This is a genomic window from Paenibacillus sp. J31P190 (assembly GCF_059692075.1).
Genome location: NZ_JCAUAS010000023.1, coordinates 117441 through 137089, shown reverse-complemented (window position 1 = coordinate 137089; position 19649 = coordinate 117441). Strand labels below are relative to the sequence as shown.

22 protein-coding genes are annotated in these 19649 nt (G+C 43.6%); 20 read left to right on the top strand and 2 right to left on the bottom strand.

The window, feature by feature from the left end; all coding sequences use genetic code 11:
- Window positions 1-153: 153 nt before the first annotated feature.
- Window positions 154-873, bottom strand: a complete 720-nt coding sequence (locus tag AC58U0_RS29820) for a C40 family peptidase (protein WP_497382466.1) — start codon at window positions 871-873, stop codon at window positions 154-156.
- Window positions 874-1164: 291 nt separating this feature from the next.
- Here AC58U0_RS29820 and AC58U0_RS29815 point away from each other — a divergent pair, with 291 nt between their 5' ends.
- The 11 genes from AC58U0_RS29815 to AC58U0_RS29765 all read left to right on the top strand — a co-directional run bounded on the left by AC58U0_RS29815 (window position 1165) and on the right by AC58U0_RS29765 (window position 10378).
- Complete coding sequence (locus tag AC58U0_RS29815; protein ID WP_497382471.1) at window positions 1165-1410, top strand: spore gernimation protein GerQ; 246 nt, start codon at window positions 1165-1167, stop codon at window positions 1408-1410.
- Window positions 1411-1422: 12 nt separating this feature from the next.
- Window positions 1423-1794 carry a spore coat protein gene (locus AC58U0_RS29810; protein ID WP_497382465.1) on the top strand — a complete coding sequence of 124 codons (372 nt, stop codon included), beginning with the start codon at window positions 1423-1425 and terminating at the stop codon, window positions 1792-1794.
- Window positions 1795-1815: 21 nt separating this feature from the next.
- Window positions 1816-2952 carry a zinc-dependent alcohol dehydrogenase gene (locus AC58U0_RS29805; protein WP_497382464.1) on the top strand — a complete coding sequence of 379 codons (1137 nt, stop codon included), beginning with the start codon at window positions 1816-1818 and terminating at the stop codon, window positions 2950-2952.
- Between the two features lie 36 nt (window positions 2953-2988).
- Entirely contained in the window at window positions 2989-3183 is a 195-nt protein-coding gene (locus tag AC58U0_RS29800; protein WP_497382463.1) for a hypothetical protein, read from the top strand.
- Window positions 3184-3193: 10 nt separating this feature from the next.
- Window positions 3194-3493: a spore coat protein gene (locus tag AC58U0_RS29795; RefSeq protein ID WP_497382462.1), complete on the top strand. Its 300-nt coding sequence runs from the start codon at window positions 3194-3196 to the stop codon at window positions 3491-3493.
- Window positions 3494-3667: 174 nt separating this feature from the next.
- Window positions 3668-4573 carry an S-layer homology domain-containing protein gene (locus AC58U0_RS29790; RefSeq protein WP_497382461.1) on the top strand — a complete coding sequence of 302 codons (906 nt, stop codon included), beginning with the start codon at window positions 3668-3670 and terminating at the stop codon, window positions 4571-4573.
- 193 nt (window positions 4574-4766) lie between these two features.
- Complete coding sequence (locus AC58U0_RS29785) at window positions 4767-5813, top strand: LacI family DNA-binding transcriptional regulator (protein WP_497382460.1); 1047 nt, start codon at window positions 4767-4769, stop codon at window positions 5811-5813.
- 142 nt (window positions 5814-5955) lie between these two features.
- Window positions 5956-7269: an ABC transporter substrate-binding protein gene (locus tag AC58U0_RS29780; protein ID WP_497382459.1), complete on the top strand. Its 1314-nt coding sequence runs from the start codon at window positions 5956-5958 to the stop codon at window positions 7267-7269.
- A gap of 81 nt (window positions 7270-7350) precedes the next feature.
- Window positions 7351-8235: a carbohydrate ABC transporter permease gene (locus AC58U0_RS29775; protein WP_497382458.1), complete on the top strand. Its 885-nt coding sequence runs from the start codon at window positions 7351-7353 to the stop codon at window positions 8233-8235.
- 13 nt (window positions 8236-8248) lie between these two features.
- Window positions 8249-9088, top strand: coding sequence for a carbohydrate ABC transporter permease (locus tag AC58U0_RS29770; RefSeq protein ID WP_497382457.1), 840 nt, complete (start codon window positions 8249-8251; stop codon window positions 9086-9088).
- A gap of 27 nt (window positions 9089-9115) precedes the next feature.
- Window positions 9116-10378, top strand: coding sequence for a Gfo/Idh/MocA family protein (locus AC58U0_RS29765; protein ID WP_497382456.1), 1263 nt, complete (start codon window positions 9116-9118; stop codon window positions 10376-10378).
- An 83-nt stretch (window positions 10379-10461) separates the two neighbouring features.
- On the opposite strand, the gene AC58U0_RS29760 is transcribed toward AC58U0_RS29765, so the two are convergent.
- Window positions 10462-11022, bottom strand: coding sequence for a helix-turn-helix domain-containing protein (locus AC58U0_RS29760; protein WP_497382455.1), 561 nt, complete (start codon window positions 11020-11022; stop codon window positions 10462-10464).
- A gap of 138 nt (window positions 11023-11160) precedes the next feature.
- Between AC58U0_RS29760 and tdh the strand changes: the two genes are divergently transcribed.
- The 9 genes from tdh to AC58U0_RS29715 all read left to right on the top strand — a co-directional run bounded on the left by tdh (window position 11161) and on the right by AC58U0_RS29715 (window position 19606).
- Window positions 11161-12201 (top strand): L-threonine 3-dehydrogenase, encoded by a 1041-nt coding sequence (gene tdh, locus AC58U0_RS29755; protein ID WP_497382454.1) that lies wholly within the window; start codon window positions 11161-11163, stop codon window positions 12199-12201.
- 106 nt (window positions 12202-12307) lie between these two features.
- On the top strand, window positions 12308-13483 hold the full coding sequence (locus AC58U0_RS29750; protein WP_497382453.1) for a glycine C-acetyltransferase: 1176 nt from the start codon (window positions 12308-12310) through the stop codon (window positions 13481-13483).
- A 140-nt stretch (window positions 13484-13623) separates the two neighbouring features.
- Entirely contained in the window at window positions 13624-13797 is a 174-nt protein-coding gene (locus AC58U0_RS29745) for a hypothetical protein (protein WP_164484181.1), read from the top strand.
- A 157-nt stretch (window positions 13798-13954) separates the two neighbouring features.
- Entirely contained in the window at window positions 13955-15124 is a 1170-nt protein-coding gene (locus AC58U0_RS29740) for a CapA family protein (RefSeq protein WP_497382470.1), read from the top strand.
- 428 nt (window positions 15125-15552) lie between these two features.
- Window positions 15553-15972, top strand: a complete 420-nt coding sequence (locus AC58U0_RS29735) for a DoxX family protein (protein ID WP_497382452.1) — start codon at window positions 15553-15555, stop codon at window positions 15970-15972.
- A gap of 191 nt (window positions 15973-16163) precedes the next feature.
- Complete coding sequence (locus AC58U0_RS29730; RefSeq protein ID WP_497382451.1) at window positions 16164-16838, top strand: Crp/Fnr family transcriptional regulator; 675 nt, start codon at window positions 16164-16166, stop codon at window positions 16836-16838.
- Between the two features lie 133 nt (window positions 16839-16971).
- Entirely contained in the window at window positions 16972-17163 is a 192-nt protein-coding gene (locus AC58U0_RS29725; protein WP_057302858.1) for a YgaP family membrane protein, read from the top strand.
- A 380-nt stretch (window positions 17164-17543) separates the two neighbouring features.
- Window positions 17544-17960, top strand: a complete 417-nt coding sequence (locus tag AC58U0_RS29720; protein ID WP_497382450.1) for an organic hydroperoxide resistance protein — start codon at window positions 17544-17546, stop codon at window positions 17958-17960.
- A 215-nt stretch (window positions 17961-18175) separates the two neighbouring features.
- Window positions 18176-19606 carry a serine hydrolase domain-containing protein gene (locus AC58U0_RS29715; RefSeq protein WP_497382449.1) on the top strand — a complete coding sequence of 477 codons (1431 nt, stop codon included), beginning with the start codon at window positions 18176-18178 and terminating at the stop codon, window positions 19604-19606.
- Window positions 19607-19649 lie beyond the last annotated feature (43 nt).

The following is a 19649-nucleotide window of genomic DNA, read 5'->3' as shown; positions in this document are numbered from 1 at the left end:
AACCAAAAACGTCCACAGAGAAAGTTAAAAAAACTGACGCCGGTTCAGTACCGACGCCAGTTTGCTGCCTAGAGGTTTTTTCTACTGTCTATAAAATGGGGTCTTGACCAAAATAAGGAAAGGTTCTTATTGAAGTAAACGCCTTCTAATAGCTTAGATTCTGCGGCCAGTGATGTAATGGCTTGTCCAATATGAGCTATTGAAGTCGCCGACGACAACACCTTTGTTTGGTAAATTGTTAATGAATTGACCATTACCTATGTAGATGCCCACATGGTTAATTTGACCTGGTGTACTTACACTGAAAAATACTAAATCACCCGGTTGGAGCTGATTACGTGGAATGTAAGTGCCCAATTTGGCTTGAGCCTTAGATCCCCAAGGAATTTGAATGCCATTTAGTTGAAATACATATTGCGTGAAGGAAGAACAATCTAAACGCAAACGCTGTTGATCCCTCGAACCAAATACATAATGGACCCGGCCTTTAAATGAGGAAGCTGTGTTTATAATTTTATTCGCTAAACTGCCGCTAGTAGCGGGATTAGAAGGAGCAGGACTAGGACTAGGACTAGGTTTATTTTCATGTACGGTTACATAAGCGCGTGAAACATATCCCTGTTTACCATTGTAATCGACCAAAACCCAGTAGTCATTGGCAGCTTCAACAGGCAGTACAGTGCCTTGTTTAATAAATCCCCAAACGGGTGCACTCGCACTCTGATCGGCCCGGAAGTTAACACCCTTATTCACGGTTGCAGTTGCTACAGGGGCAGCAAAAGCACTAGTTGAAAAGCCACTAAACATGGAGAGCACTAAGCCTAAAGATAATATTGTACTTTTTCCAAGGTAGTTCTTATTCTTTTTTTGCATGAATTAACTTCCTCCTTATGGTGTATAAGCTGAGGTGAATCTGGGACCTACAATCACTTTATCACAGTTGAAAACCCCTAAAATTTACCGAATAGAGGCGAAAACCATAACGTTCCTAGCATAATTCGCATTATTAGAATTTCGTTAGAATTTGATGAGTAATAATTCCTTGACAGGTAAATTTATCACTTCTTAACATTGAAAGCACTTTCGCACCAATTGATTAATGCGGGTGGCAATTTGATGAATAAACCTACATTTCAAGGACAATATACCATTGGAGGTGACCCTATGGTAAATCAACCAACATTAGCAGCGCATGAGTCCCTGGAATTGCATGAAGCTCTTAATTTCAAAACACTTTGCGTGTTAAAATCCAAGATGATGCAAGGCTTAGTTTTCGACCAAGAATTAAAAGCATTGATGCAGAAAGACGTGGAGCAGTCCATGCAAGCCATAGCTGATTTGCAGTCCGTTTATGCGACAGCACCATTCAAAGCCCCTGTCCCCAATCGCCCGACACCCATTATAAATTGAAGGTGATAATAGATGAATGAAGACTATGATTATTTAGACCCGAGTAATGCTCTCAATATGCCAGAGATGGCCGACATGACATTTGCTATGGACTTTCTCATCCGAGTCAAAGAAGGAGTTAGGAATACCGCGATTGCCTTAACAGAAACGGCGTCTGAGGGCGCAAGAGTGATCCTCCGCAGCCAGCTTCATCAAGGTATAGCGCTGCATCAAGAAGTATCCGATCTAATGATGAGGAAGAAATGGTTTCATCCTTATGAACTCAACGAACAATATAAACTAGATCAGCTTGGGGCGATTAATGCAGTTCAAATGGCACAAATGAAGCTGTTCCCGGACGACACCTCGCGTAAAGGTATGTTTGATCGGACACCAGATCAATAACGTTATTGGAGGAAATTAAGCATGAAAGCTGTTACGTATCAAGGCCTCAAAAATGTCGTTGTGAAAGAGGTACCCGATCCGAAGATTGAGAAAGCCGACGATATGATCGTCCGAATGACGACAACGGCGATCTGCGGTTCCGATTTGCATTTGATTCACGGAATGATCCCCAATTTACAGGAAGACTATGTAATCGGACACGAGCCTATGGGCATTGTGGAAGAGGTAGGTTCTGGCGTTACGAAGCTAAAGAAGGGCGATCGTGTCATTATTCCTTTTAATATTAGCTGCGGGGAATGCTTTTTCTGTAAAAACCAGCTTGAAAGCCAATGCGATAATTCCAATGAGAACGGGGATATGGGTGCTTACTTCGGATATTCCGGAACAACAGGCGGGTATCCGGGTGGACAAGCTGAATATTTGCGGGTACCCTTCGCGAACTTCACTCACTTCAAAATCCCAGAAAGCTGCGAGCATCCGGATGAGAAGCTTTGCTTGATTGCGGATGCGATGACAACAGCCTACTGGAGTGTTGATAACTCAGGTGTGACTGAAGGGGATACGGTTATTGTCCTCGGTTGCGGACCTGTGGGACTGTTGGCACAAAAATTTTGTTGGTTAAAAGGAGCAAAGCGGGTTATCGCCGTGGATTATCTCGATTATCGCTTGGAGCATGCGAAACGAACGAATAAGGTTGAAACCGTTAACTTCGAGCATGGGGAGAATATCGGAAATTACTTAAAGGAAATCACAAAAGGTGGAGCAGATGTTGTCATCGATTGCACAGGAATGAGTGGAAAAATGACCCCGCTGGAATCGATAGCATCTGGCCTTAAGCTGCACGGGGGTGCGATGGGCGGTATTGTTATTGCTTCTCAGGCTGTACGTAAATGTGGAACTATTCAAATAACTGGTGTGTATGGAGGCAGATATAACGCTTTCCCGCTCGGGGACATTTTCCAAAGAAATGTAAATATCCGTACTGGACAAGCACCTGTCATTCACTACATGCCGTATATGTATGAGCTAATTGATACTGGCAAAGTGGATCCAGGTGATGTTATTACACACATCCTGCCGCTTAGCGAAGCAAGACATGGTTATGAAGTATTTGATACCAGACAAGAGAATTGTATTAAAGTTATTCTTAAACCGTAATGGTGAAACAAGTTATTCGGAGGTGCAGGTTAGAAGATGACATTTTCTCTACACGAAACCCTTGAGGTCCATGAGATAGCAGCTTTCAAAACAGTTTGTTTAACCAAGGCGAAAACGATGAAACTCTTAGTTACGGATCCGGCTTTGAATGAAATTTTACAGCAAGACGTTGAGTTATCGACGCAGCAGCTGCAGGAGCTTGGGGCAATTCTATCCAAAGCGACCGAATAGGAGGGAAAGCATGAACACCATTCTTGAGCATTTGACAGGTATGCATACGATGACCGATCAAGTGATTGCTATGGATTTTTTGATTACTGCTAAGAGCGGAGTAAGAAACTACGCGATGGCTGTAACAGAGGCAGGTACTCCGGAGATCAAAGCGACGCTCTCCAAGCAATTAGATGAAGCGATTGATACGCATGAGAAAATAACGAAGTACATGATGGAACAAGGCTGGTATCATCCGTGGAACATCAACGAGCAGATTCAATTCGACTTGAAGAACATTGAGACGGCTTTGAATGCTCCGACGTTGTAAAGATACGAATTTAATTCCCCGAAATATCAATACGAATTCTGTTAAACCGGTAGCCAGAGGCTGCTGGTTATTTGTTTTGGTTAATCATCTGCAACATAATTTGACTGCTCAACGTTATGTAAGTAACTCAGAAAACGGGTTATACAAATACATACCCAAAGGAGAACAGAGCTGATGAAAAAAATAGCCGCGTTAACGTTAACAACCTTATTGTGCAGTAGTTTGACATTCGGTTCAGCATTTGCTTTTTCTGATTTAGAGGAAGGACAAGCAGAATCCATTCTGGCCTTAAAAGACCGTGGCGTCGTAAGCGGGATCGATCAGGAGCATTTTGTTCCGAAAGGAAAAATTAGTTATGCGCAAAGTGTGCAAATGATTGTAAAAGGCTTGGATCTGAACTTAGATTTAATGCGTTTCAAAAAACAGCCGGTAGCAACGGACATGTATGCGAACATCTCGAATGACGCTTGGTATGCGGATGCCTTTATCATTGCTCATTATCATGGATTAGAGATTCCTAAAGATGTGAACCCGAATGCGACGATAACTCGTGAACAATTCGGGGACTTATTAGTTCGTGCCTTAGAAAAGAAAGGCAATTTCCCGCTGATCAAAATGTTTATCACTATCAAGGATGAGGATCAAATCACGATTGATTATCAAGGCACTTTACAGAGACTGCTGCTTTATAAAATTACTACCCTTGATAAGGACGGTAAGTTTAATCCAAAAAGTGAGTTAACGCGTGGAGAAGCAGCTAGTTGGCTCTATAACGCAATTCGCGTGATGGAAGCTAATACTCCAAAACCTGCTCCTACAGAAGAAGTAGCGGTAAAGGTTGAGAAAGTAAATGATGATGTTAACAAGGTAACGCTGTCCAGAGGTGATAAACCTAACCCTGGCTACGGTATTGAAGTTAATGCGATCCAGTTTAACGAAGATGGTCAGGCTGTCATTATGTATACACTGCTCGAGCCGAAACCTGACATGATGTATGCTCAGGTGATTACCGAAGCGAAAACTGTCACGTATATTTCGTCTAAGTATAAGGTAATAGCTGAACCAGCTGCTTCGAAATAAATGTCTAGCTTTGAAATAAGTGCTGCGAACCTTTGAAGTAAAGGTGGCAGCATTTTTTTGTGATTTAAGGTGTCAAACATATTGACAACATGCGAAGTGATGAATTATTCTGTAAGAAAGCGTTTGCCCCAAACATCAGGATAACGTTTGGCTAATGATTGGATATAGGTTTAGATAGAAGGAGCTGTATGAATTGCCTACTCTCAAAGATATTGCAGATTTAGTCGGAGTCTCCATTTCAACAGCCTCACGTGTAGTGAGAAATGATACCAGCAGGCACATCAACCCAGAGACAAAGGCGAAGGTTTGGGAGGCTGTGCGTCAATTGAATTACACACCTAATGAATCGGCGCGACACCTTGTAAACAAACAAAAGGTAGAGAAAAAGCTGACGAAGCAAATTGGCTGCATCATTCAAACGGCTCGTTTGAACGACGATCACCCTTATTATTCTCCGATCATTACTGCGTTTACCAAGAAAATTTTGGAATCCGGTTATTCTCTGGGGTTCATGCATACCTCAGATGAGCTTAAAGACGAAGCGCTTCTGCATCGTTGCATACATGACATACAAGTCGATGGCATTATTATCGTTGGCGAAGTAGGCCCCGAGATCGTTGACTATTTGCTAAAAGTGGAGGATCTAGCACTGATCGGCATTTGTACGAACGGTACGGAAATTACCATGGTTGATTACGACCGTATTCACGCCGCGAAGTCAGCTGTCGATCACCTCATTATGCAAGGGCACCAATCGATTGGTTTTGTTGGCGGTCCAGGTCATACAAGTGAATTAAACAGTGAAGAGAGATTTCAGGGCTTTAAATTTGCCATGTATGACGCGGGTATTCCTTTAAATAAAGAATGGGTGATAGACACCCGGTGGGAAATCGACCGCAGTTATGAGAGTATCATGGAGCGTCTGAAGCGTACAGATCTGGAACGACCTACGGCAATATTTTCGGCGAGTGACCAATTAGCGATCCCAGCTATGCGAGCTGTCATCGAAAACCAATTACGCATTCCAGAGGATATTGCTTTCATCTCGATGGATAATATTGATTTTGCCCAATATACAACACCGCCGTTATCGTCTGTTCATGTACCCAAAGTCGAAATAGGCACAACTGCAGCTTCAACCTTGCTGGATATGCTGAATGGCGAGCAACCTCAGCTTTCCAAAGTGCTGCTTCCACATCGGCTTATTGTGAGACAATCTTCGGTATTTACTAGAAACTAATTTTTTTTGGTTCGTTGGATAACGTTGTCCAACGTTTGGCGCCAATTATATTAAACGAATTGAAGGGGGTGAAATAGGTTTTCGGCGTATGTCATATTTGCATTTTCGATCATAAAAAAATGAAAAAAAGGGTGATAGCGAAATGGTCAACAATACAAAAAAGGTTGTTCTCATCACAACGCTCATGTCGGCAATGGTTGTTGTAAGCGCTTGCGGTAATTCTGGTTCGTCTAACTCTACATCCACAACAGCTCCCAAAACCGATGGTAAGACTACGGCTACAGCATCTGCGGAAAAAGTAACCATTACTTATGGAGGCTGGAGTATGGACACGATGACCGATGTCATCAAAGCGTTCCAAGCGAGTCACCCGAATATTGAAGTAAAAGCGGAGAATACGCCGTACAAACAATATTTCACCAAATTAGAAACGGCCGCGCAAGGCGGGACGATGCCTGATGTGCTTTGGATGAATGGTCCTAATTTTGTTAAGTATGCAGGCAACGGCATGTTAAAGGATTTGACAGAGACGATCAAGACCGATCAGTTAGATCTCTCCAAATATCCAACCTCGCTGGTTTCACTTTATAGTCTGGGCGGCAAAAATTATGGGATTCCTAAAGACTTTGACACCATTGGCTTATGGTACAACAAAAAGCTGTTCGATGATAAAGGAATTCCTTATCCGGACGGCACATGGGATTGGAGCAAGCTGACTGAAGCTGCTAAGAAATTAACGGACCCTGCCAAAGGCGTCTACGGCTTCGCTGCCCCGATGATGAATCAGGAGGATTTCTACAATACGATTCTTCAGGCTGGCGGCTATGTCATTTCGGATGACCATAAGAAATCAGGCTTTGACCAACCGGAAGCGATTGAAGGTTTGAAATTTCTAACGGATCTGATTCAAGTTCATAAAGTATCTCCAACACTGGCTCAAATGACGGAAACTGCTCCTGCCGATATGTTCACCTCCGGCAAGCTCGCCATGTATTTTGACGGTTCTTGGGCAGCGTTTACCATTAATCAAAACGCTGATATGAAAAACAAGGCAGACGTAGCCGTGCTGCCAAAAGGGAAAAAGCAGGGTGTAGTCATTCACGGTCTGGGTCATGTCATATCCGCGAACTCCAAGCATCCGAAAGAAGCATGGGAATTCGTTAAGTTCCTTGGCTCTAAGGAAGCGGCTGAAATTGCTGCAAAGCAAGGTGGAGCAATTCCGGCTTACAAGGGCAGCGAGACTTCCTGGTTAGCTACTTTCCCGCAATACAAGGCAAAAGCTTTCATAGATATGGCAGAGTATGCAACCCCGTACCCTGTATCCAAGAATACTTCGGTTTGGAATACTTACGAAACAGAAATTTTGAAAAATGCATGGACGGGAGATAAACCGGTAGCTGATGCGGCCAAAGAGCTCGGAGCTAAGATGAACCAAGCATTAGCAGCAGAAAAATAAGGTTCAGGGGATCCGTTTCGGAAAGCAACGTTCGGAAGCGGATCTCCTTCCCCAATTCCACTCATAGGAGAGTGAGTAAACATGCGATTCAGCTCGAAGCGTTTATCTGATTGGAAGTGGGCATATATCATGATTATGCCACTAATGCTTGGCTTGCTGGTGTTTTATATTTGGCCTGTGTTCCAAACCTTTTATTTTTCCTTTACGGAGTGGGGGGCCTTCGGCAAATACACCTGGACTGGCTTGGCGAATTACAAGATGCTGTTTACGGATAAAGAGCTGTTTCATGCTATCCGGAATACAAGCATTTATATCGTCCTCGCTGTGCCAATCGGGATCATTCTGTCCATTCTGCTGGCTGTTCTGCTAAATCAGCAGGTCAAAGGGTTGTCCATTTACCGCACAATGTATTTTCTTCCGGTTGTAACCATGCCGGCCGCGATTGCTATGGTCTGGAAATGGCTGTACAATTCTGATTTCGGTTTGATCAATTACTTACTAGGTTTATTGTCAATTCCTGGTCCTCACTGGTTGACGGATAATCGCACGGCGTTATTATCGATTATTATTGTTGCTATATGGTGTTCCATTGGCAGCCACATGATTATATTTCTTTCCGGACTCCAAGGTATCTCATCTACCTACTATGAAGCTGCATCCATTGACGGTGCGGGAGCTATAACCAAATTTATGCGTATTACGATACCTCTTTTGACGCCAACCATTTTTTTCGTACTGGTTACTTCTTTGATTGGCGCTTTTCAGGTATTCGACTTCATATATATGATGGTAGGAGATATCGTCATGGAATCCACACAGTCAATTGTCTTCTTATACTATAAATACGGCTTCTTGAAAAATAACAAGGGCTACGCGTCCTCGATCGCTGTCCTGCTGTTTACCATTATTATGATAATTACGTATATTCAAATGAAAATTCAGAAGAAATGGGTTCACTACGAATGAGGAGGGCGGCTGCATGAACACCAGAATCCATCAACGAAAATCAGTTCAGACCGGGTTCATACATCTTATTCTTATCCTAGGTGCTGTCATCATGGTCACTCCCTTCATCTGGATGTTTCTTACATCGGTGAAAACGTTAGGAGAATCAACAGCGATACCTCCGGTACTACTTCCTAAAACGTTTCAATGGAGCAATTATACGAAGGTATTTTTGAACTTGCCATTTTTCACTTTTTACTGGAATACATTTATTACAACGGTGATAAAAGTAATCGGCCAATTAATCATTTGCTCGCTTGCTGCGTATGCTTTTGCCCGAATTAGCTTTCCGGGGCGTCATTTCTTTTTCATTTTGATGCTGTCCGTTCTTATGGTGCCGGGTCAAGTATTCCTCATCCCGCAGTATATGATTATGAAAGACTTTGGATGGCTCAACTCACTTACTGCACTCATTGTTCCAGGTTTATTCAGTGCTTTCGGCACGTTTCTGCTGCGCCAATTTTTCATGACACTCCCGCACGAGCTAGAAGAAGCCGCTAAGCTTGATGGCTGCAATCAATTTCGCATTTATTGGCAGATCATGCTGCCTTTAGCCAAATCGGGGATGGTTGCTCTCGCTATTTTCACCATGCTGTGGTCGTGGAACGATCTGATGTGGCCGCTCATTGTCAATAGCTCACCAGACAAAATGGTGTTGTCAGCAGGCATTGCGTTCCTCCAAGGGGAGCACAAAACGAATTATACGATTATTATGGCAGGTTCTATGATGGCTATTTTGCCTATGATTATTATCTTCTTTATTTTCCAACGCTCATTTATTCAAGGGATTGCTTTTACAGGCAGTAAGTCCTAACAGACAGTATAAGGAGAGAGACCAACTATGCAAAAAGTTACAGCTATTCTGCTCGGAGCCGGCAGTCGCGGTGCCCATGCTTATGCGCCTTATGCGCTTAATTACCCTCACGAACTTGATATTATCGCGGTAGCGGAGCCGGATGAAGATAGAAGGACAGCGTTTGTGGCTGCTCACCGAATTTCACATGAGCATGCCTATGCGGATTGGGAAGAGCTCTTGGCACAGCCGAAGCTGGCGGATATTGCCATCATTTGTACGCAGGATCAGATGCATTACGAGCCGACGCTGAAGGCGCTTGAGCTTGGTTATCACGTCCTTCTTGAGAAACCGATGTCTCCAAGTCCAGAGGAATGCGTAGAAATGGAGCGTATGGCTAAAAAGCATAATCGCTTGCTGACGATATGCCATGTACTTCGTTATACGGCGTTCTGGACGGCGATGAAACGTGTCATCGATGAAGGGAAGATTGGACAAATTGTCTCCATTCAACTCAATGAGAATGTTGGCAATATGCATATGGCGCACAGCTTTGTGCGCGGCAACTGGAATAACTCGGACACATCAAGTCCGATGATCTTGGCCAAATCGTGCCACGATATGGATATTTTATCGTATATCATGGGTGAGCCTTGCGAGCGAGTGAGTTCATTCGGATCACTTATGCATTTTAATGCGGAGAACGCACCTGAAGGCGCGCCTGCACGTTGTCTCGATGGCTGTCCAGCTGAAGCCAGCTGCCAGTACTATGCGCCTAAATATTATTTGGGCTCCGGCCGGGGTTGGGCAGCTAAGTTCACAACGGATACTAGCTTAGAGGGCATACTTGAGGCGTTGCGCACAACACCATACGGCAAATGCGTGTACCGCAGCGATAACAATGTCGTTGACCATCAGGTAGTGAATATGGAGTTTGCCAGCGGGGCTACCGCGATGTTCAGCATGTGCGGGTTTACGCGGGATAATACGCGCATTGTGCAAGTCATGGGAACGAAGGGTGAAATTAGAGGAAACATGGAAGAGCATACATTCACAGTACATGATTTTGTGACGAATGAGCAGAATGCGATTCATGTCCATGCATCCGAAGAAGGGCATAGCGGCGGCGATGTGGGCATCGTGCGCAGTTTTCTTCGTGAGGTTCGTACGTATGCTGGGGGAGAAAGTGATTCATCCGCAGCTGCTTCTGTGCGAAGCCATTTGATGGCGTTTGCCGCAGAGGAATCGCGTGTGAATGGCGGAAAGCCGATTGAAATCGAACAATTTTACAAAACATTAGTTAAGGTATAATGAGAAAAAAACGCAAGCGGCCATGGTATTCGGCTGCTTGCGTTCTTTAATAGAAATAGGTGGTCCGTACCATAATCTTAATGTTAAGAAGGCGGATAGTAAATTAAGGTTTTATAGACGGCTTTAGCGTCAGATCTATTCGTATACGTATGTGGCCGATCTGCTGTGAAGTGAATGGCATCGCCAGCTTTGAGCGTATAGCTTTCCTGGGAGATGGTTAGATCCAGACATCCTTCTACCATGAGAATGTATTCTTCAACGCCCTCATTATGAGGCTCGGAGGCATGACTGCAGTCGCGATCCATTTCGACCGTATAAATTTCAAAGCTCTTTTGAGGGTGAAAAGGGAAGAGCGGGAACGCGCGATACTGCCCATCTTCCTCTTCAAATGGAGAAAGCCCGGCTGCGCGGACAACCGTAATCTTCGGTTCGGTATCTTCGATTAGACTTGTAAACGAAATTTGTAAGCCGCTAACAATTTTCCAAAGTACAGAAATCGTCGGATTCGAATCTCCTCGTTCAATTTGCCCCAACATCGCTTTGCTGACACCAGTCAGATCAGCGACTTGATCTAAGCTTAATCCTCTTGTTTTGCGAATGTTTAAAAGCTTTCGACCCACCATTTTATGTATCGGTTCGTTCATTTCAGGTCCTCCAATATTTATTTTCCGTTTTGTCAAAATGCCTATTTACAATATAACATACGTTTGTATAATATGGTATATATAGATAGTAAAACGCACGTTTGTGCATTATATTAAACTAAATTTGGGGGAACGATGATGGGCACTACCATGATTGGATTGGTCAAAGAGCACAGAGGACCTGGTGCTATATTGAAAGAAGTTCCTATTCCGACTTGCGGAGCCGATGAGGTTCTTGTTCGCATTAAAGCAACATCGATTTGCGGAACAGATTTACATATTTACAAATGGGATACCTGGGCAGACAAAACCGTAGTAACGCCGAACGTCTTTGGTCATGAATTCGCAGGCATAGTTGTGGAAGTCGGAGAACGGGTCTCGGGTATTGCAATCGGTGACTATGTTTCTGCGGAAGGCCACATGGTTTGCGGTTCCTGTAAAGCATGTCGGACGGGTAATGCGCATGTTTGCCCGAATACCAAAAGTTTCGGGATTACGGCGCCTGGCTGCTTTGCTGAATTTGCCGTTGTGAAGGCAACCAACATTATTCATAATGCTCCTGACCTCCCTTATGAAATCGCTTGCTTGCAGGACCCGCTTGGCAACGCTGTGCAAACAGTTCTGTCCGGCGACATTGTTGGAAAGTCGGTTGCCATTATTGGTGTGGGCCCGATTGGCTTATTGGCCATTCAAGTAGCAAAGGCTTGCGGTGCAGGATCAATTTATGCCGCGGATATTAACCCTAACCGATTGGAGCTCGCCAAAAAAATGGGTGCGGATTTTACGATTAACGCGATGGAAACCCGTATATCCAAGGCTCTCCAACAAATGACGGATGGAGAAGGCGTTGAGGTTGTTCTTGAAATGTCCGGCAATCCTCAGGCCATCGTAGACGGCTTCGAAGCTGCGGCTAACGCGGGCAGAGTGTCCTTGCTCGGTATTCCAACCAAAGAGGTGAGCCTGGACCTAACGAATCAAATTATTTTTAAAGGGCTGCGGGTTGAAGGGATTACGGGGCGAAAGATGTACCAAACCTGGTATCAAATGAAGGGATTGCTGAACCAGAAACGAATTGATCTGACATCGGTTATTACGCATAGATTTACATTAGATCAGTATGAGGAAGCCTTCCAGTTAATGGATCAAGGTCAATGCGGCAAAATTGTATTTACACATTAGTGCAAAACTCAAAAGCGGTGCTTACAATGTAAGTTTTGCTCCGCAAAACTCAAAAGCGGATGCTTACGAAGTTAGTTTTGCTCCGCAAAACTTTTAGGAGGTTCACATGAATTATTTGAATGATTTGGCAGCGGATATCGAAGGGTGGAAGCGAGAAGGAAGATACCGCTCCATTAAAGTATGGGAGAGCGGTTCCGACTCTTGGATGTACTTGAACGGTAAGAAAGTTCTTCAAATGTCTTCCAATAACTATTTGGGCTTGACCCATCATCCAAAGCTCAAGGAAGCTGCGATCGCAGCTATCGAGAAGTATGGAGTTGGCAGCGGTTCTGTGCGAACGATTACGGGAACTCTCGATATTCACGATGAACTGGAGATCGAGCTTGCCAAATTCAAAGGCACTGAGGCGGCTCTTGTATTCCAGTCCGGTTTTACAACGAATCAAGGCGCATTGTCAGCTGTTCTTGGAGCCGACGACGTGGTGATAAGCGATGAGCTGAATCACGCGAGTATTATTGATGGCATCCGCTTGACGAAAGCAAGCCGCAAAATTTTTGCTCACAAGGACATGAATCAGCTAGAAGCTATTTTGAAAGAAACGCAAAAGCATCGTAAACGCGTCGTTGTGACAGATGGTGTATTCAGTATGGATGGCGATATCGCGCCACTTCCCAACATTGTTCAACTAGCCGAAGCCTACGACGCTATTGTTTATGTGGATGATGCTCACGCTAGCGGGGTCCTTGGCACCAACGGTAAAGGTTCGACGGATCATTTCGGTCTTCATGGCAGAGTGCATATCCAAATCGGCACGTTATCCAAAGCAATCGGAGCCGTTGGTGGCTATGTTGCCGGTGCCCAGCTCTTGAAAGAGCATTTGATTCATACGGCAAGGCCGTTTCTGTTCAGTACATCGCAACCACCAGCGGTTGCAGCAACGTGTTTGGCCGCTATTCAAGTACTTAAGGAAAGCTCTGATTTAGTAACAAAGCTCTGGGACAATGCGAATGGATTCCGTGCAGCTCTACAGCGTTTAGGCTTTGATACCGGCGCAAGTGAGACTCCCATCATACCGATTATTATAGGTGATCCCGCACAAACCATGCGCTTTTCGGATCGTTTGCTGGAAGAAGGCGTGTTCGCTCAAGGTATCATTTATCCGACGGTTGCTTTGGATAAAGGCCGAGTACGGCTTATTGTAACGGCTCAACATTCAAAGGAAGACTTATCTTTTGCCTTAGATAGATTGCAGAAGGTTGGTCAGGAATTCGGACTGATCTAGTGAAAAGAATGAAGTGCTGCCAACTCTGACAAGGGTGGCAGCACTTTTTTTGTGCTTTTGGAACCATACCATTTGGATATGTCCGACTCTTAATCTCTCACATAGGATATAGCATCCTATTTTTATAGGAGGTGAGAGAAATGAAAGTGAACTATTATACGTTAACTTTGGGCTTATTAGGTGCAGCCAAATTGATTTTGAACGCTTACGGATTAGATATTATTCAAGACGATGAGATGAATGCAATTGCTAATGGCGTAGCAGCGGTCTTATCTATAATCGGGGTTTACACCAACCATCAAAAACCTGTCTAAAACCGTATCCTCGGGCGATAACTTGGATGGTAAATTGGGCTTATTCCAAATGGGATAAGCTTTCTCATTTTCTCAACTAGTCGGAACATGGATTACGCCGCGTGGGGGAATACTAACAGGGCAATCACCATTCGACCAACAGGAGAGGTTCTTCGTGATGATACGCATTGCTGTGATTGTTACAATCCTATTTTTGACTCCTGGCTGCTTGAATAGCTTTACAAAACCCAACGTAATAAAATCAAAATCAGACCAGAACTTGCCACCGATCCAACCACATCTACCCATCTCACCTAGTGATAAAGAGTCGGTAGTAACTAAAGTTACTTTGGGAGCAATTGGTGATATTTTGATTCACGATCGTGTCTACGCCGACGCCGAACAAAAAGATGGGACCTACAACTTCAAAAACATGTTTGCAGAAGTTCAAAGGATATTACGAGTTCCCGATATTCTTGTTGCTAATCAAGAAACGATGATTGGAGGCAAAGAACTTGGACTCTCCGCCTATCCTTCTTTTAACAGTCCTCATGAAGTTGGTGATGCTCTGAAAGATGCTGGAGTGGATCTAGTCACCGTCGCTAACAATCATTCCCTTGATAGAGGGGAGAAGGTTATTCAAAGTGCTCTAACCTATTTGGACATGCTTGGGATCCCTTACACAGGTGCTTTCAAATCACAATCAGATCATGAGAGGATTAGGACAATAACCAAGAATGGGATTACATTTTCATTTTTGAGTTACACTTATGGGACCAACGGAATTCCAATTCCTCAAGGAAAGTCTTATTTGGTAAATATGATGAATGAGACTCAAATTCGCAATGATGTGGAACAGGCCCAAACAATATCCGACGTCGTTGTGGTTGCTGTGCATTGGGGCAAGGAATATGAACGGTTCCCGAACCAAGCTCAAGTTGGACTCGCCCAAAAACTAGCGGATCTTGGTGTTCATATTGTCATCGGTAATCATCCGCATGTTCTACAACCTCCGGCATGGGTTAAAGGGAAAAAAGGAAATGAAACCTTAGTTCTTTATTCACTCGGAAATTTTCTATCTGGTCAGAGTGAGTTACATACAAGAATTGGAGGGATGGCATCCATTGATGTTGTCAAAACCAAAATGGCAGATAAATCCATTATTAAATTGAGTAAACCAAGCTTTCTTCCGACTTACAACTATGATCTTCATTGGCGGAATTTCAAGATCATTCCAATGGATCTATTAACCAACGAACAACTAAATAAGGCTAGTTCTCACTATGAAAAAACGAAAAGACATATGAGCACTAATATTCAAGATTTGCACATCATTACTTCCAAGTAAGCAAGTTATGAGAATTGGCGTTATTAGTTACGGCATAATTCGTTACCTAATGGCAAATAATTAAACTAGATGCTAAGGAAAGGAGCAATTTACATGGGTGACAAAGGTAACTTCAAACCTAACGGGTCTCAACATGCTGAGAAACCTTCAAATGATCCGGAAAAACAAGGAAGATCTGCTGCCAAGAAAAAATCTAAGTAATGGATGGAACATTGGTAAAAATGCTTAAATGACAAAGGTTTTATAATATGATCATTGCTATATTCAATCACGGCTGCTGTGAGCAGGCGTGATTATTTGCGTTAACCCCTAATAAGTACGATGATAAATTATGTTTAGTTGCTTGACATAAGTAAGTTATTTGAAGTATTATACGAACATAAAGTTTATGACTTTAAAAAAGTTAGTGATGGAAAGGGGAAACAAGAGTGAAAAATAATTATCATATTGGCGCATTGATACTAAGAGTGCTGTTAGGAATTACCTTCTTTGCTCATGGGGTTGATAAGTATCAAGGAGGTATTGGCAATATAGCAGGCTGGTTTGACAGCATCGGTATTCCAGGCTTTATGGCTTATGTCGTTGCAACGATTGAACTGATAGGGGGCCTAGCACTGATTCTAGGATTCGGTACACGTATTGTATCAGGACTAATGGCTATCATCCTTCTAGTCGCTACTTTTAAAGTAAAATTAGCCGTCGGTTTCTTCGGAAATGGCCAAATGGCTGGATACGAACTGGATCTTTCCATGATTGCGGCTGCAATTTATCTTCTCTTAAATGGCAGTTATGTTATCTCAATTGATTCTTTATTCAACAAGGGTCAAAAACCAACACAAGTTATGTAATGTTTCTTTCTTAACGGTGGCTCGTGCGATAAAAGCAGGCTTAACTAGTTAAATATAAGGAGTGACAGCTAGTCAGATGTTGACTGCTGTCACTTTTTTCATTTGCAGATGAAGTTAGATCGATCGTTTGATTGTTTAATGGTATACTGTGCTTGTTAAAACCTACCATTTCGTAAGGAAGGATACAACCAATGTCATCTGCTATGCTTGAGAAAGTCCCGCATATTGTATCATGCTTCCCCAGCTTGTCCGATATTTCTTTGCAGGACTGGAGCGATGAGGGAATTGTAATGTTAGATTTACAGCCTAGCTTTGTATTTGAAGAGGGTCAGTTCTTGGAGCATGCCGTTCTAATTCTGGAAGGTACTGTAAGAATGTATAAAATCAGCGGAAGCGGAAGAGAGATCACCTTGTATCGAGTCAAAGGCGGGGAATGCTGTCCCCTCATGATGTCCAGCATTCTCGGCGAGACCGAATATGAAGCTTCTGCCTGCATCGAAAATCCTTGCACTGTAGTTGCTATTCCAGTTGATGTGTTTAAAGACTGGATGGACCGTTACAAAAGCTTTCGACAGTTTATTTTTAGAATGTTCGCCAAAAGAATTATCATAATGTCCAACTTACTGGATAGCATCAACTTCAAATCAATCCGCGGCCGGGTAGCGGAATATCTGGTTGAGATGACCGAGGATGGACGCGATAACCTTACCATCACGCATGATACCCTATCCATTGAGCTAGGAACGGCCCGCGAAGTCATCAGCAGAACGCTGAAGTCGCTCGAGAAAGAAGGGCTATTGCAATTATCCAGAGGACAGATTTCGCATATACAGCGTCAGAATTTGAAGAAATATATAGAACTATAATGCAGCTTTAATTACCTCCAAACGTTTATTTTATCGCTATGTGACAAAGTTACGGTTCTATCTAAACGCTTTTGTTATGATCGTAATCAGAAACACAATAAAACAAACCAATACAATATGGAGGTAATAGATTATGAAAAATGTTGGCGGAACTGATCGTGTGATTCGTATTATTCTAGGTGTCGCGTTATTGTCTTTGTTTTACTTCTTACCTGGTTACTGGAAATTAGCAGGATTGATTTCACTTCCGTTTCTTATTACAGGCATTGCGCAAAAATGTGCGATTAATCAAATGCTTGGCCGTAATACTTGCAAAATTCGTTAAGTGTGGAAAAAGAATGGGGGTTGTCCCAAAGCTTTCCGCGAGAGCTCTGCGAGCCAAAACTCGTTAACAGAGTCTGAGAAGCCGGAATTCAACTTCTCAGCAGTGCATCCTGCGCGTCTGTTCATAATAAGCGCGGAAAACGCGCTTATTATGGAGCGAACGAATAACAAAGGAATAAGCTTTGCATACCCCAAATCCTAAACCAAATAAATTCTGATATGACCCATAAGAACTTCCCCCTATTGGCGGAAGTCCTTATCAAGGGTTCATAACCCTTGAGGGACAGCCCCTTTTTTTAATCTTCAGAAGTTCGTATAAGAAGATGGATTGTAGGAGATAAATATTTCGTGATATTTCCAATTACGAAGGAGAGAACTACTATGGACAAATTGTATACAGCAACGGCAATGGCTGAGGGCGGAAGAGAGGGGAAAGTTACTTCCAGCGATGGGGTCATTGACTTAGAATTGAGAGTTCCTAAGGAATTAGGGGGTCCTGGCGGACATGCAACCAATCCGGAGCAGCTGTTCGCAGCCGGATATGCCGCATGTTTCGATAGCGCTTTGAAGCTAATCATCAGGACGAAGAAAGTCCAAGTGGAAAGCACGAAAGTAACCGCGAGTATTACCATTGGCAAGGATGGGAGTGGCGGCTATGAATTGGCAGCCAAATTGGATGTTTCCGTCAATGGCGTCGAAGCCGATATTGCCAAGGAATTGGTTGAAGCCGCTCATCAATTTTGCCCATATTCCAAAGCAACAAAGGGAAATATCGAAGTTGAGGTAAACGTTGTATAGAAAATGAATTGAATGAGCAGATGTATTACAAATAGGCAGGATTCGCTGATAACGATTCTGCTTATTTTTTTGTCGAAAAATGAGTTAAAAATAACGGTTGCGGTTAAATAAGTTGTTAGTAGTCTTGTAATCTATTATTTGTAAAAGTAGATGATGCAAGTGATATAATAGTCTTGTTGATTTACATATTCTGGTGTGTAGAAGGAGAGACATGAATGAGTGCTATTCGATCCCTACCAAGAAGTCAGCCTGAGCGTCAAGGTATTGCGTCTTCCTCAATTATGAGCTTTTTAAAAGAGGTTAAAGACCGCCGTCTAGAGCTTCACAGCTTCATGCTCGTCCGACACGGGCACGTTGTTTCGGAAGGATGGTGGACACCTTATTTGCCCGAACGTCCTCATATGCTGTTTTCTTTAAGTAAAAGCTTTGCTTCAACAGCCATTGGATTGTTAGTGGGAGAAGGGCGAATCTCGCTCGATGACCGGGTTGTCTCCTTTTTCCCTGAGGATATGCCGCCAGAAGTTTCACCTCATCTAGCTGCGATGACCATTCGACACTTACTCATGATGGGTACAGGACATGCAGCAGATACATCAGGGAAGATGCAGTCAACCGAAAATTGGGTTAACAATTTCTTGAACCTTCCCGTGGAACATGAGCCAGGTACGCATTTCGTGTATAACAGCGGGGCGACCTACATGCTTTCGGCCATTTTGCAGAAGGTAACTGATCAAACGTTACTGGAATATTTGCAGCCGCGACTGTTGGAACCGCTGGATATCCAAGGTGCTACTTGGGAAAGCTGCCCCCGCGGCATCCACATTGGCGGCTGGGGAATGAAGATCAAAACAGAGGATATTGCCAAGTTTGGACAGCTATATCTACAAAAGGGTCAATGGGCTGGAAACCAGCTCATTCCTGAGTCGTGGGTAGAAGAAGCGACAACGAAGCAAATTTCTAATGACTCCAGCACCAACAATGACTGGGCTCAAGGGTATGGGTATCAATTCTGGAGATGCCGTCACGGCGCTTATCGAGGCGACGGAGCTTTCGGGCAGTTCTGCGTTGTTCTCCCGGAGCAGGATGCGGTCATCGCGATAACGTCCGGAGTGAATAACATGCAAGACGTTCTTGATACAATTTGGGAGCATTTGCTGCCGGCCATGAAATCCGAAGTGCTGTCTGTGGACCTGGAAGCCTCTGAGTCACGAACCAATGCGCTGCAAGGACTTAGCTTGGAACCGCCACGAGTTCTTTTAAGCTCAACGCTGGAGACCAGCATTTCGGGAATCGAGTTCGAGTTAGAAGAAAATGAGGAACAAATTCAAACACTTTCGATTGATTTTACTGAGAATTCGGCCAACGTTACGATTCAAAATAACACCGGAAAACATACGGTTTGCTTTGGTAGAAACGAATGGTTTGAAGGAACGTATACGCTGCATATGAGACAGGAAAATGTGGCAGTCGGCTCGGCAACATGGCAGGATTCGAATACGCTTTTGCTAACGTTAAGATACGTGGAAGCGCCATTTTGCGTGACTGTAGTATGTACATTCAATGAAGGAAGCTTACAACTGCAATTTCGACAGAACGTTTCATTCGGCAATGAGGAACCTAAGTGGATTAAAGGAAAAATTAGATGAACGATTGGTGAATAAGAAAAAGGTCGGTCTGCAGCAGCAGACT